Source organism: Nocardia sp. NPDC019395 (assembly GCF_040632335.1).
Classification (GTDB): domain Bacteria; phylum Actinomycetota; class Actinomycetes; order Mycobacteriales; family Mycobacteriaceae; genus Nocardia.
The window spans coordinates 1-14,197 of sequence record NZ_JBEYBT010000021.1 but is presented as its reverse complement, the minus strand read 5'-3'; the positions used below and the strand labels follow the sequence as shown (position 1 = coordinate 14,197).

The window sequence follows — 14,197 nt, the reverse complement described above, 5'->3', positions numbered from 1 at the left end:
ATTGCCGCCGGACCGCGGGGACGGTGCGGCCCGCCGACTCAGGTGTCGAGACCGGCCGAGAAGGTATCCGGATCCGGTCCGGTCCTGATCCCGGCGTCCAATGCGGAGATCGCCCGCATCTGTTCGGCGGCGAGTTCGAACCCGAAGACGTCGAAGTTCTGCACGATCCGCTCCGGGGTCACCGACTTCGGGATGACGATATTGCCCAGCTGCAGATGCCACCGGATGATCACCTGGGCCGGGGTGCGATCCACCTCCCCCGCGATCCGGGTGATCACGGGGTCATCGAGGACGGAGCCCTTCCCCAGCGGACTCCACGCCTCGGTGGCGATGGCGTGTTCGGCGTGATATTCGCGCAGCTCCCGCTGAACGAGCTTGGGGTGCAACTCGATCTGGTTCACCGAGGGTGTCTCCCCGGTTTCGGCGATGACCCGGTCCAGGTCGGTGATGCGGAAGTTCGAGACTCCGATGGACCGCACCCGGCCGTCGGCCTTCAACCGCTGGAGGGCGCGGAAGGTGTCGACGAATTTGTCCGCGGCGGGTACGGGCCAGTGGATCAGGTACAGATCGAGGTAATCCAGCCCCATCCGGTCCAGGCTCGCTTCGCAGGCTCGCAGGGTGGAGTCGTAGCCCTGGTCGGCGTTCCACAGTTTCGTCGTGACGAAGACCTCGTCACGGGGCAGCCCGAATTGCCGGATGGCGCGGCCGGTGCCCTCTTCGTTCTCGTACACCGCAGCGGTATCGATACTGCGGTACCCGGCACGCAGCGCGGCGGTGACGGTATCGAACACCTCGTCCGGCGGAACCTGGAACACCCCGAAACCGAGCTGCGGGATCAGGCTCCCGTCATTCAACACGATGGGAGGGACTACACCGATCTCGCGTCTAGTGGTCACCGCATCGACGGTAGGAGCGGTTCGACGGGAGGTCAACGAGCAGTCGCCCCGTGTCCGAACAGACTTGACAGATCGTTGGGTTTTTACAACAATTAGTTGCGTGAGCCCAGTAAGACGAGGGGAAACCTTACCGATCTTCAACCGCATCGCGGTACTGCGCGCGGAACATCGAATGTCGCGAGCCGCGTTGGCGGAAGCGGTGAACGTCAATCCGCAGACGATCGGCGCGCTCGAACGCGGCAACCACTATCCGAGCCTGGACCTCGCTCTGCGGATATGCGAGGTGTTCGCACTGCCGGTGGAGGCCGTGTTCTCCCGCACCGAATTCACGCCACTGTCGGCCGAGGTCTACCCACGCGAGAAAGGACAGCTGCCATGACCGCAGCCACCGGACCGTCCACCCTGCTCGATCGCTATCAGGCCTATCGCGTCCGGCGCTGGCTGGCCCGGGAGAAGCAGCTCGCCGGAATGCTGCCCGGCTGGCGCACCCGGAGACGCCGGCGCGCACTGGTGATCACCGTCGCGGCCGCGCTCACCGTCCTGTTCGTCACCGGCGTGCTGTGCGCCTTCGGACTCGAATGGGCCGCGTTGTTCGCCGGGCTCAGCGCTCTGATCTTCCTGCCGACCTGGACGATGCTGCGTATCGTCTCCCAGGCCCAGGACAACGCCCCCGCCGAAACCCTGGACGAATTGGAGATCGCCCAGCGCGAGACCGCCCGCTCGATCGGCCTCACCGTCACCCAGACACTCTGTGTGTTCCCCATGATGTATCTGGTGTGGAGCGGCGCGATCTTCCCGGAGGCCGACGCCTTCCGGACTGCCTACGCGGGCGGGGTCATGGTCCTGGCGACACTCCTGGCCGGCGGTTGCTCGCCCGCCATGATCCTGGCCTGGTCCAAAGCGGACCCGGAATCGGAGAACTGAGCCGACGCGCCGGTAGCCGCGGGGCTTCGCGACACCCGCGGCTACCGGCACAAATACCCTTGTAGAAATTCGGCGTACCGATGGCCGGGTACTCAGCCCGGAAGCCCGAGGCGACGGTATCGGTCGTGCCGGATCTCGCGTAGATCCTCCGGAGACCGCGCACACAGTGCGGTGAGCTCCTCGGCGATGGCGGTGACCATGCGGCGCGAGAACTCGACCGGTTCGTCGGCGGCGTCGGGGCGTTCCGGCACGATACGGTCCACGATCCCGTCCGCGAGCAGATCCGCCGACCGAATCCGCTGTCGCGCGGCCGATTCCGCGGCATGCTCGGTATCGCGGTGGACAATCGCGCTGGCCCCCTCCGGCGGCAGCGGCGCGAGCCAGCCGTGGGTGGCCGCCAGCACCCGATCCGCGGGGAGCAGTGCCAGCGCACCGCCACCGGTCCCCTGCCCCAGCAGCACCGAGAGCGTCGGTGTCCGCAGGGTCACCAGATCGGCGATACAGCGCGCGATCTCGGGTGCCAGGCCACGCTCCTCGGCTTCCTTCGACAAGGCGGCCCCGAGCGTATCGATAACCAGGACCAGAGGTAACCGCAGCTCGCCGGCCAATTGCATACTGCGCCGCGCTTCGCGCAAAGCGGCCGGGCCCATGGTGTGCTCAGGTCCCTGATTCGCACGATCGTGTCCGAAGACCACGCACGGACGGCCCCGGAAGCGAGCCAGGGCGAGCACGGTCGTCCGGTCGCTTTCCCCCTGGCCCGTACCACTGAGCGGCACCCGCTGAGTGGCCTGCCGCAGCAGTTCACGCATACCCGGCCGGTCCGGACGCCGGGACCGGCGCACCGAATCCCACGCCTCGGCCGGGTCGGCATGTGGGCCGGTTACCGCAGGAACAGCGGTAACCGTCATCTTCGACTCGTCCGGCACCCCACTGAATACGCTCAGCGCGCGGTGGGCGATCCGCCCGAACACCCGGATCTCGACCACCCCGTCGATCACTCCGGTGCGATACAGATTCTCCGCGGTCTGCACCCCGGCCGGGAACGGCCGCCCGTACAACGCCTCGTAGACCCGTGGCCCGAGGAAACCGATGAGCGCCCCCGGCTCGGCGAAGGTGATATGCCCGAGCGACCCCCAGGAGGCGAAAACACCACCCATGGTCGGATTACGCAGATATACCAGGTAAGGATGACCGGCCGATTTATGGGCGGCGACCGCACCCGCGATCTTCACCATCTGCACGAAGGCGAGCGTGCCCTCCTGCATCCTGGTACCGCCCGAGGTCGGCGACGCGATCAGCGGCAGCCCCGCCGCGGTAGCCCGCTCCACCGCGGTGACTATCCGCTCGGCCGCGGCGACCCCGATCGAACCGGCCAGGAACGAGAATTCGCACGCGATAACAGCGATTCGCCGCCCCCGGAGCAGACCCTCACCGGTCAGGACCGCTTCGTCGGTGCCTGCCGCGGCGGCCGCCGCGGTCAGCGCGGACCGGTACGAACCGGTCCGCGCCACCGGAACGGGTGTGGCGTCCCAGCTCACGAACGTACCCGGGTCGAGCAACGCGTCCAGCAGTTCCCGGGCGCCGACCCGCCGGGGTACGCCTGTCATCCGAACCGCACCGGGCCGACGCCCGGCACCACTGTCCACACCGGCACGCAGATCAGTATGACGGGCACGGATCAGTAGCCGCGGGTGACCTTCTGCAACGCGTACTCGGTGAGCCGGACCAGTGCCTCCTTGGCCGGTTCCCGGCGCCGGGCGTCGATCGGCATGATCGGCACATCGGCGGGAACGGCCAGCGCCTGGCGAATATCCTCGATCGGATACTGCGGGGCGTCGTCGAACTGGTTGAGCGCGACGAGGAACGGCAGGTTACGGGCCTCGAAGTAATCGACCGCGGCGAAGCTGTCCTCCAGCCGCCGCGTATCGATCAGCACAACCGCCCCGATGGCGCCGCGGATCAGGTCGTCCCACATGAACCAGAACCGATACTGGCCCGGAGTACCGAACAGATACAGCACCAGATCATCGGCCAGGCTGATCCGGCCGAAGTCCATCGCCACCGTGGTGGTGGATTTACTCTCGATACCCGCGAGACTATCGATCCCGGCACTGGCATTGGTCACCAGAGCCTCGGTTCTCAACGGGACGATTTCCGAAACTGCCCCCACCAGCGTCGTTTTGCCCACGCCGAACCCGCCCGCAACCACGATCTTCGCCGAAGTCGGTTTGCTGCCACGGGTATCGACCTGCGCCGTCGAATCATATACGCCGGAGTCCACTGAGAACCCTTTCGATCAGCTCGCGACGTTCATCGTCGCTGGAATCGTCTTTCAAAGTCGCCGAAACGCGGACATGCCCGGCTTCGATCAGGTCCGCTACAAGTACTCGCGCCACCCCGATCGGTATACCCAGTCGCGCCGCTAGTTCGGCGACCGACGGCGACTCCCTGCACAACTCGACTATCGAATTCTCGATATTGCTCAGTTCGTACTGGTGTTCGAGCGATATGGGATGGGACGCGACGAGAGCCTCGAGCGCCAACTCCACCTTGGGTCTGGTACGACCTGCGGTCAGCGAGTACGGACGCACGAGACTGGGCTCGGAGCCTCCCACGCGGTGATCTTCTATGTCCATCCCACCATCAGGAACCCATCGTGACGCGCGGAGTGGCCTGAACTGTCTGGCCCACGCGTTCCACCAACAAAGCCATCTCGTATCCGACCTGTCCGATATCACAGGACGTATTGGTCAGGACTGCGAGGTATGACCCGTCGCCCACCGCCATCAGCAGCAGGTAACCGTGCTCCATTTCGACGACGGACTGCAGAACGGTCCCGCCCTCGAACAGGTTGGACACACCCACCGAGAGACTGGCCAGACCGGCTGTCACAGCCGAGAGCTGTTCGGCCCGATCGACCGGTAGCTGGGCACTCGCCGCCATCAGCAGGCCGTCGGCCGAGACCAGGACGGCATGGGCTACGCCAGGAACCTCGCCTGCGAAGTTCGAAACCAGCCAATCCAACTGACGGTTCGTACCACCTAGTTCGGGGTTCATCGGTCTCCTTTGTCTCCGGTTAGGTTCATTGCTCTCATTGCGCGGCCATCCCGAACACCTTGCTGGTGCCGACTCAAACTAGACCGGATCGTCTCGGGATTGCGACTCGGCGTACGTTCCTGGGCGCCGTTGACAGCGCCCGGAACCAGCCGGCCGCCCGGATTACGCTGTGGCAGACCGGCCGCCGTACGGGTCTCGGGCTCGGCTTCGCTGGCCTTCCGGGCCGCCGTCCAGCCCTCGTCACCCGGTGAATCGAAGGACGCGACGGCCTGGGAGCGATCGGTATCCGAATCCGACAGCCATGCCGACATCATCTCCGCGAAAATAGGCGTACCGCCCATCACGCTGTCGTTCTCCTCCGCCGGCTGCAGCCGGGTCTGGAAGAAGGAAGCCGCCTTCGCGGGATTGGACTTGTAGCTGTGCCGCCCCGGTTCGCGGGTCGGCGCGGCGGAATCCTCGGCACGTTCCGTTTCCCGGGGCAATGCGACACCCGGCGGGTTGTCGAACCGCTCGGGGGTGTATCCGCCCGGCTGCCGCTGCGGCAATCCACCCGATTCCTCGGGACGGGACCGGCGCGGCGGAGCGGCGCTGTCCCGCTGCGGCAGACCGTTATCGGCCGCGCCGCGCCGTGGCAACCCGTTCTCGCCCGGACCGCGCTGGGGTAGGCCGTCCGCGGCCGGCCGGCGCTGCGGCAAACCATCTTCGACCGGCCTGCGCTGCGGCAACCCGTTCTCGGCCGGAGACCGCTGCGGCAACCCGTTCTCGGCGGGAGCCCGCTGCGGGAGACCATTACCGCGCGCGCCCCGCTGCGGAAGCCCGCCCTCCGGTGCCTCGTGCCGGGGCGGCACACCGCCGCCCGCGACCGGGCCGCGCTGGGTGGGAAGTTCTCCGGAGGATTCCCGCGACGGTGGACTGTCGGCCGGACCACGCTGCGCCGGAAGATCACCGGAGGGATGGTCCCGGCCCGGCATACCGTTACGCGTCGGTTCCCGCCGGGGCAGGCCACCGGATGTGGTATCGGCCGGTTGTGGCGGTTCCTGCTCACGCCCACCCGATTCACCGGCGGTGGGACGACGCTGCGGCAGACCCGGGATACCGGATTCGCGGGCACTGCCGGCCCCGGGCTCCCGCTGCGGGAGACCGTTCGGCCCCGGCTGGGCCGGGCGGCGGGGCGGCACAGGCCCGGATGGCCGCGGGGGTGCGGAGGTCTCCGACGCGGTTTCGGTAGGCCGCTCGGTTTCCGGTTGCGACCCGCTCGCGTCCCGGGAACCCCCGGGTGCTCCGTTGGAGCCGGGCCTGCGCTGCGGTAATCCACCCGGCCCCGGCTGCGACGCACCACCGGCACCCGGCTGCCGCTGTGGCAGACCGGTCGAGCCCGTTTCGGTGGGCCGGGCGGGCGGGCTTCCCGCGGACGAGTCGCCGCCCGGGGTGCGTGGCGGGAGGGTCGGGGTGGCACCGCCGCCACCGGGACCGAGGTTACGTTTGGGCAGGTTGGCCGCGGCCAGTTTGCCGCGTTGCGGCGCACTGCCCGCACTCGCCTGCCGGAGGCTGGTGGTGCCTTGTTCACCGTCGCGCATACCACCGGGCATCGCGGTACCGGGCTGCCGTTGTGGCAGCCCACCCGGCCCCGCGGGCGGCGGGCCGGACGGCCGCTCCGGCGGTTTGGGACGTTCGACGGCCGGCAGCGGACCGCTCATCCCCGGATCGACGGTGACCATCACGTTGCCGTCGGCGGTACGGCTGATACCGCGGGTCTGCATGGCCGACGTCCCGGCATTGCGCAGCGCGGACGCCGCGGCCTCGTCCGCCGACTCCTCGGGCTTCCCCTTCTTCGCGGCATCGCCGGGAGCCGGCGCCTGCGGGACCGAACCTGTCGCCAACGGCAGGATCTGAGTCTCCCCGGCGACGATCAGGCTCATCGGAACATGCACGGTCACCGTGACACCCGGGTCGCGCGCGGTATCGAACGTCGGCCGCAGCCGGACATTGAGACCGTGCCGTTCGGCCAGCCGGCCGACAACGAACAGACCCATATGGCGGGCGGTGTCCGGGCCGGGCTCGGCGGTGTTCTCGAGCCGACGGTTGATCTCGGCCATCTCACTCGGCGGCATACCGATACCGCGGTCGGCGACCTCGATCAGCAGCCCCTGGTCGTGCGCCTGCGCGAAGGTGAACTTCACATCGGTTTCCGGCGGCGAGGCCCGCAGGGCGTTATCCAGCAGCTCGGCGAACAGATGCGCCATATCGGAGGCGGCCGGTTCGATCAGTGCACCACGCGGGGTGGCACCCAGCTTGACGCGTTCGTAGTCCTCGACCTCGGAGATCGCGGCCCGCAGCACATCGGCGATCTCGACCGGCGCCGATTTCGCGCGGCGCTGTTTGGTACCGGCGAGAATCAGCAGGTTGTCGCCGTTTCGGCGCATACGGGCCGCGAGATGGTCCAGCCGGAAGAGGTTCTCCAGCAGGCGCGGATCCTTCTCGTCGTACTCCATCGCCTCGATCAGGCTGAGCTGATGGTCGACCAGCGATTTACTGCGCCGGGCCAGGGTCTCGAACATATCGTTGACCTGGGACCGCATCTGCGCCTGATCACTGGCCAGACGTAGCGCCTGACCGTGGATATCGTCGATCGCGCGGGCCAGCTGGCCGATCTCCTCCTCGGACCGGATGGGCATCGGCTCGAGCGGGACTTCTTCCGGCGCGGCACCTGTACGGAGCTGGGCCACCTCGTCGGGCAGGTCGCTTTCGGCCACGCGCAGCGCCGCCAAGCGCAGCCGGTGCAGCGGCACGATCATCGAGCGGGCCACGAAGACGGCGAGCAGCAGCGCGGCCAGGATGGTCAGCAGTACGACGATCGAGTAGACGACGGCATCGCGCAGAGCCTTATCGGCCATCCTCTGCACACCGTTGTCGATCGAAGTGGTGGCCTCGCCGATCAGTTTGTCGGTGGTCCCGGTGCTGTCCAGCAGCGACGCACGGGCTTCGCCCAGCGGCAGCCGGCCCGCCTGCGCCTCCGGCGATTCGAGCATGGCCTGACGGTTCTGGACACCTGTGCGAAGGATCTCGATATCGGTGTCTTCGGCGTTGTAGCGCTGGCTCAGAATGTTCAGCAGTGCGAGTTCGGTATTCGTCGCTGCCTGATACGACTTCTCGCCGGCCTCTTGGTTGCGCAGCAGTTCGGCGGCCGCGGTGATCTCACCGACCATGGTGGAGCGCAGGTTGAGTGCGTCGACGAGGCGGAGTTTGTCCGGGTCGATCGACGGGTCGCCGATTTCGCCGACGATCTCCTCGACCGTGCGCACGCCCGCGTTACGGGCCTTCTCGAGTACCGCGACGGCTTCGTCCGGCGAAGCGGACGGCGCCAGACCGCCGGTCCGCACCTGTTTCGCCTGGTCGATCATCTCCGACAATGCCTGGTGCGCGCCGGGCAGATCGTCGAGATCGGCCAGCGCGCTCTCGGCCGCCGAAATTGTCTGATCGAGGGTTTTCAGATTGTCGTCGGTGACCATGGACCGGTTCGGTGCGATCGCGATGGCCTGCGAGCCCGCGACCGTCGACGTGGCGGAACTGAGATCGAGCACCGCCGGCACGAGACTGACGTTCTCGGCGGCGGAGCCCAGGCGGTTCGCCTCACCCCATTCCGCCGATATCCTGGATACACCGAGTCCGACCGCGACCGCCAATGGCACAGCCAGTACGGCCGTAACCTTCCAGCGAAGGTCCCAGTTACTCAGCGCCCAGCGCTTCGTGCCGGACCTAGCGGCGTCACGCATTCCCACTCACTTTCCAACCTGGCCCCAGCCATGCACCACAGCAGAACTCCACACTCGCATAGTGGCTCGACGGGTGGAGCTGCCCGTGGGTCGCGGCTGGCCGAGAAATTGCGTCTACGACGGACCGAATTCGTGTCATCAGATTCTAACGGATCAATAACTTCTTGGTGTACTCAGCCCGGGTTTACGCACATTGACCAGCCTTTTACAGACATAAGCCATGGTCGCGACACCCGACGGGGGGTCGCGTGAAGTCTGCCACAATCGTGCTGATCTATCGAGGCGAGGATTGCTGCGACGCTAGGGAGCACGGGTGAACACGAGGAACGAGTATCGACCGGTCTATCAGACCAGCCTGGTCGATCCCGCCGAGTTCTGGACCCGGGCTGCCGCCGAGATCGATTGGGATACACCGCCCGACCAGGCCATCGATACCGCACGACCCGTCTCTCGGTGGTTTCCCGGCGCTCGCCTGAACACCTGTTACAACGCACTCGACCGGCATGTGGCCGCTGGACTGGGCGAGCAATCCGCCCTGATCTACGAATCGGCGATGACCGGCGAAAGCAGCGTTTACAGCTACGCCGAACTCCTCGACCGGGTCGCCCTGTTCGCCGGCGCCATGCGTGAACTGGGCGTGACCGTCGGCGACCGGGTCGTTATCTACCTGCCGATGATTCCCGAGGCCGTGGTGGCGATGCTGGCCTGCGCCCGGATCGGGGCCGTGCACTCGGTGGTGTTCGGTGGTTTCGCGGCTCCGGAACTGGCGGCCCGGATCGACGACGCCGAACCGGTGTTGATCGTGACGGCCTCCGGTGGGCTGGAACCGAACCGCACAATCGATTACCCCCCTATCGTCCGCCGGGCCCTCGACCTGGCCGAAACCGCGGCACCGCGCACCATACTGGTGAAACAGCGTTCCGGATTTCCCGAGCACGATTTCGGCGCCGCTGCCGCCGATACGGCCTCCGCTCGCTGGATCGACTGGGACGTCGCGGTACGTCACGCCGAACCCGCGGACCCGGTCTCGGTGGCCGCGACCGACCCGCTGTACGTGCTCTACACCTCGGGTACAACCGGGAAACCGAAGGGCGTGGTGCGGGACAACGGCGGCCATGCCGTCGCCTTGACCTGGTCCATGCGCAATATCTACGACGTCGGCCCCGGACAGGTGATGTGGACCGCATCCGATGTGGGCTGGGTGGTCGGCCATTCGTATATCGTCTACGCGCCGCTGCTGGTCGGCGCGACAACGCTGCTCTACGAGGGCAAACCGGTCGGCACCCCCGATGCCGGCGTGTACTGGCGGATGGTGGCGCGGCACCGGGTGCACACCCTCTTCACGGCCCCCACCGCGCTCCGGGCCATCCGCCGCGCCGACCCGGCCGCCGAACTCGCCCACGACCAGGACCTCTCCTCGCTGCGCTCTCTGTTCTGCGCGGGTGAACGACTCGACCCCGCGACCTATGAGTGGGCGGCACACACCCTGCTGGCCGGGCGGGACGACTGCCCCGTCGTCGACCACTGGTGGCAGACCGAAACCGGCTGGCCGATCTGCGCCAACCCGCTCGGGTTGCAACAACTACCGATCAAACCGGGCTCGGCCTCGGTGCCGGTTCCCGGTTACCGCCTGCGGGTGCTGGATTCCTCGGGCAACCCGGTCGCGGCGAATATCGAAGGCAATATCGTCATCGGTCTCCCCTTGCCCCCCGGTGCACTCGCCGGTCTGTGGCATGACGACGAGCGCTTCCAGCGCTCCTATCTATCCGCCTACCCCGGTCACTTTCTCACCGGCGACTCCGGCTATTTCGACGAGGACGGTTACCTCTTCGTTCTCGGCCGGAGCGACGACGTGATCAATATGGCCGGGCATCGCCTTTCCGCGGGCAGTATCGAAGCGGCCGTCGCCGGGCACGAGGCGGTAGCGGAATGTGCGGTGATCGGACTCCCGGACGAACTCAAAGGACAGCGGCCGATCGCTTATGTCGTACTGAAATCCGATTCCCGGATCGATATCGAAACTCTGCGCGACGAACTCAGCGAACGGGTGCGGACATATATCGGGCCCGTGGCGGGACTGTACGACGCGGTCGTGGTACCCGCCCTGCCGAAAACTCGATCCGGCAAGATTCTGCGCAAGACGCTCCGGCAGATGACGGCAGGCGAAACCTACGAAATACCCTCCACCATCGAAGATCTCACGGTCCTCGACGAACTGGTCCGGATCATCGAACCGCCACAAAGCACAAACTCCTCTTAAGAAAACCACAGAGCCGGGCCAACCCTGCCCAATACGGTCTGAGGAGTCCACGAGCCTTCCGGCTCGACTCGACACGGTAGGAGGCAGTAATCCCCATGGCACACCCCACGAACCGACGGTTCGGCAAGCTCGGCTTCGCGACACTGACCGTCGGTGCGGCAGCGGCCGCGACCGCCTTCCTCAGCCCCGCTGTCGCCTCGGCGGGACCGCTGGAAATGGCGGAACCGCTGCTGACCAGTGATTGCTCTTTCGCCCAGGTCGACGCCGCACTGCACGAGCAGGCCCCGGACCTGGCGGCGATGCTGGACAACAACCCGGATATGAAGGCGCAACTGCAGTCGAAGTTCGATCAGCCGGTCGAACAGCGGCGTGCGGAACTGCAGGCCTACCTGGACCAGAACCCGCAGGCGGCGCAGCAGGCGCAGAACGATCCGCAGGCGCAGCAGTTGCAGGCGACGCTGCAAGGTGTGGCGGATAGCTGTCACAGCTACTGAGTTTCGGTGCGGGGGTGGGAAGCGGGGCAGTTCGTGGAGGTGGGAAGCAGGCCGGTGGGTGAAGGTGCTGTGTTTTTTGGCGCCGCCTCCGGCGTCGCGGGTTCGGGGCCCCCTTGGTCTCGTTCTTCACTCCCGGCGCTCAGTCGCTGCGCTCCTTCGCTCTGGTCGCTCCAGAACGAGACGGGCCCCGAACCACCAACGCTGACCGGTCGCATGCGGGAAACGGGGGGTGAGGATCGGATGCGGACGGACTGGCGGTAGGGGAATCAAACGCGCCCGGGGGCGACGGCGAGGACAGCGAACCATGGCAGGTTCGGCCCACGTCGGGCCGAACCTGCCCAAGGGGGTGCCGGGTTCAGCGAGGCTCTGGGAGGGGCTTTGTGGGACCCGGCGCCACCGTTGGACGTTCGGTCGGGTGTGGGGCTGAAAGCTTCAGGGGCATGTCGGCCGAATCCATGGCCGGGCTCGGGTGATCGCCTGGGGAGGTGTCTGCCATGAATAATGGCGATGTGGCGGAACGGAGCAAGCCGGCGGTTCTGGTTGTCGACGACGACGAGGACGTGCTCGCGTCCGTCGAAAGGGGGCTTCGGCTGTCCGGGTTCCTGGTGAGTATCGCTCGGGACGGGGCGGCGGCGCTGCGGGCGGTGTCGGAACAAGCGCCCGATGCGATCGTGCTGGATATGAATATGCCCGTGCTCGACGGGGCGGGGGTGGTCACGGCGCTGCGGGCGATGGGCAACGAGGTGCCGATCTGTGTGCTGAGTGCGCGGAGTTCGGTGGGTGACCGGATCGCGGGGCTGGAGTCGGGGGCGGACGATTACCTGATCAAACCCTTCGTACTCGCGGAGCTGGTGGCCCGGATCAAGGCCCTGCTGCGCCGGCGGACCGATACGGCGCCGGCGGGCGCGCCCGACACCATCTCGGTCGGTCCACTCCAGGTCGATACGGCCGGGTATCGGGCCCTGCTGAACGGTCAGGAGATCGAGCTGACCAAACGAGAGTTCGAACTGCTCTCCACGCTGGCGCGCAACGCGGGGGTGGTGCTGAGCCGCGAGCGGCTGCTGGAACTGGTGTGGGGCTACGATTTCGCCGCCGATACGAACGTCGTGGATGTTTTTGTCGGCTATCTGCGCCGCAAGCTGGAATCCGACGGCACGCCCAGGCTGCTGCACACGATCCGCGGCGTCGGGTTCGTGCTGCGGGATACGAAGTGAGCGACGACGCTCCCCACCGGCGGCGCAGGTCGTATTCGCTGCGCACCCGGGTCGCCGGGGCGGCGGCCGCCGGGTCGGTGCTGATCGTCATGCTGGTGAGCGCTATCGCGGTACCGGCCATCGAGCGCAACAACGTACAACAGGCCGATCAACAGCTACGGATCGCCTCCCGGCTGGTCGTCATCGACCCGGTGATCGCCGTCGGGGTCGTGAACCTGGTGGGCCCAGACAGCGAGATGGCCCTGACGGTTCGCGACGACGGCCGGGTCACGGCATCCAGCGGCACCGAATTACCGGAACTGGATCCCGGTTCACGAACGGTAGCTGTGGGCGGCACACCGTATCGGGTACTGACCACCACCGAGAACCAGCCCGCGGACCGGACGGTATCGCTGGGTATCCCGGCTACCGAGGCCGCGAAGGCAACGGCCGAACAACAGCGGTGGGTACTGTTCGGCGGATTGGCGGCGATCGCCGCGTCGGCGGCACTGGGCTGGTTGTTCGGCGGCCGGGCGGTCCGGCCCATCGCCGTACTGACCCGTCAGGTCGGGGCCCGCACCGGATATCGCGACGCCGCCCCCGAACCGGTCGACAGCTCCGGGGTCCTGGAGGCCGAACAACTGGCGGACGCGGTCAACACCATGTTGCGCCGGGTCGACCAGGCACAGTCCGATACGGCGGCCGCGCTCGAGACGGCGCGGGATTTCGCCGCAGTCTCGGCGCACGAACTGCGCACACCGCTCACCGCCATGCGGACCGACCTCGAAGTTCTGGCGACCCTCGACCTGAACGAGGAACAACGCACCGAAATCCTCGGCGACCTACAGCGCAGTCAGGAGCGGGTGGAAACAACGCTCGCCGCGCTGGAACGGCTGGCGTCGGGCGATCTGACCTCCGAACGCGACCACATCGACACCGATATCGCCGAACTCTGCGATCAGGCCGCTCACGACGCCATGCGCCACTACCCCGGCCTCACGGTCCGCATAGATACGGACGCGGAACTGGTCACCCGGGGCCTGCCCGCGGGTCTGCGGCTGGCGGTGGACAACGCTCTGAAGAACTCGGTGAAGCACGGCGAGGCTACGGAGGCATTGCTCTCGGCACACCGCCATCCCGACAAAACGATCGTCATCTCGGTCGACGACAACGGCCGCGGCCTGCCACTCGACGAGCGGGAATCGGTATTCGCCCGGTTCGCCCGCGGTAGCGGCGCCCACAAAGGTGGGTCGGGACTGGGTCTGGCGCTGGTCGCGCAACAGGCTCAGCTACACGGCGGGCGGGCGTACTTCGACGACGGCACCCTCGGTGGCGTGCGGCTGGTTCTCGTTCTGCCGGGCGGCTGATTTCCAGAGGCAAGGCATTGGGTCGTGGGGCCGGACAGCTCGAGGGCTCGCCGCGCGAGGCACTGCCGCTCGGCCCTTTCGCGGGGCCCTCGACGACTCGGCTGACGACTCGGCGCGGGGGGGCGCCGGGGGGGCGGGGGGGGCCCAAAACCAACGGGCCCCCCACCCCCCAAAAACAACCAACCAAGACGGGGGAACGGGGGGGGGGGGTGGTTGGGGGCGACCCCCCCGCG

At 67.3% G+C, this 14,197-nt stretch carries 12 protein-coding genes; 6 read left to right on the top strand and 6 right to left on the bottom strand.

Going from position 1 to position 14,197, the window contains the following annotated elements:
- Positions 1-38 precede the first annotated feature (38 nt).
- The gene (locus tag ABZ827_RS27895) at positions 39-896 is read right to left on the bottom strand and encodes an aldo/keto reductase (protein ID WP_357242796.1); all 858 of its coding nucleotides are present in this window, start codon (positions 894-896) and stop codon (positions 39-41) included.
- Positions 897-996: 100 nt separating this feature from the next.
- Between ABZ827_RS27895 and ABZ827_RS27890 the strand changes: the two genes are divergently transcribed.
- Complete coding sequence (locus ABZ827_RS27890) at positions 997-1,275, top strand: helix-turn-helix transcriptional regulator (protein ID WP_357242794.1); 279 nt, start codon at positions 997-999, stop codon at positions 1,273-1,275.
- Positions 1,272-1,820 (top strand): hypothetical protein, encoded by a 549-nt coding sequence (locus ABZ827_RS27885; RefSeq protein ID WP_357242791.1) that lies wholly within the window; start codon positions 1,272-1,274, stop codon positions 1,818-1,820. The genes ABZ827_RS27890 and ABZ827_RS27885 overlap by 4 nt, the downstream gene beginning before the upstream one ends.
- A gap of 92 nt (positions 1,821-1,912) precedes the next feature.
- Here ABZ827_RS27885 and ABZ827_RS27880 read toward each other — a convergent pair whose 3' ends face one another.
- The 5 genes from ABZ827_RS27880 to ABZ827_RS27860 all read right to left on the bottom strand — a co-directional run bounded on the left by ABZ827_RS27880 (position 1,913) and on the right by ABZ827_RS27860 (position 8,650).
- A complete protein-coding gene (locus ABZ827_RS27880) occupies positions 1,913-3,427 on the bottom strand; it encodes a carboxyl transferase domain-containing protein (protein ID WP_357242787.1) in 1,515 nt (504 codons plus the stop codon).
- Between the two features lie 71 nt (positions 3,428-3,498).
- Positions 3,499-4,101, bottom strand: a complete 603-nt coding sequence (locus tag ABZ827_RS27875; RefSeq protein WP_357242784.1) for an ATP/GTP-binding protein — start codon at positions 4,099-4,101, stop codon at positions 3,499-3,501.
- Positions 4,082-4,456, bottom strand: coding sequence for a DUF742 domain-containing protein (locus ABZ827_RS27870; RefSeq protein ID WP_357242781.1), 375 nt, complete (start codon positions 4,454-4,456; stop codon positions 4,082-4,084). The genes ABZ827_RS27875 and ABZ827_RS27870 overlap by 20 nt, the downstream gene beginning before the upstream one ends.
- A 7-nt stretch (positions 4,457-4,463) precedes the next feature.
- Complete coding sequence (locus ABZ827_RS27865; RefSeq protein WP_030522784.1) at positions 4,464-4,877, bottom strand: roadblock/LC7 domain-containing protein; 414 nt, start codon at positions 4,875-4,877, stop codon at positions 4,464-4,466.
- Positions 4,874-8,650 (bottom strand): ATP-binding protein, encoded by a 3,777-nt coding sequence (locus tag ABZ827_RS27860; RefSeq protein WP_357242778.1) that lies wholly within the window; start codon positions 8,648-8,650, stop codon positions 4,874-4,876. Before ABZ827_RS27860 ends, ABZ827_RS27865 begins: the two co-directional genes overlap by 4 nt.
- Before the next feature lie 313 nt (positions 8,651-8,963).
- Here ABZ827_RS27860 and ABZ827_RS27855 point away from each other — a divergent pair, with 313 nt between their 5' ends.
- The 4 genes from ABZ827_RS27855 to ABZ827_RS27840 all read left to right on the top strand — a co-directional run bounded on the left by ABZ827_RS27855 (position 8,964) and on the right by ABZ827_RS27840 (position 13,964).
- Positions 8,964-10,910, top strand: a complete 1,947-nt coding sequence (locus tag ABZ827_RS27855; RefSeq protein ID WP_357242775.1) for an AMP-binding protein — start codon at positions 8,964-8,966, stop codon at positions 10,908-10,910.
- Positions 10,911-11,005: 95 nt separating this feature from the next.
- On the top strand, positions 11,006-11,404 hold the full coding sequence (locus ABZ827_RS27850) for a hemophore-related protein (RefSeq protein WP_357242772.1): 399 nt from the start codon (positions 11,006-11,008) through the stop codon (positions 11,402-11,404).
- 494 nt (positions 11,405-11,898) lie between these two features.
- Positions 11,899-12,618, top strand: a complete 720-nt coding sequence (locus tag ABZ827_RS27845) for a response regulator transcription factor (protein WP_357242769.1) — start codon at positions 11,899-11,901, stop codon at positions 12,616-12,618.
- Positions 12,615-13,964, top strand: a complete 1,350-nt coding sequence (locus ABZ827_RS27840; RefSeq protein ID WP_357242766.1) for a HAMP domain-containing sensor histidine kinase — start codon at positions 12,615-12,617, stop codon at positions 13,962-13,964. Before ABZ827_RS27845 ends, ABZ827_RS27840 begins: the two co-directional genes overlap by 4 nt.
- Positions 13,965-14,197 lie beyond the last annotated feature (233 nt).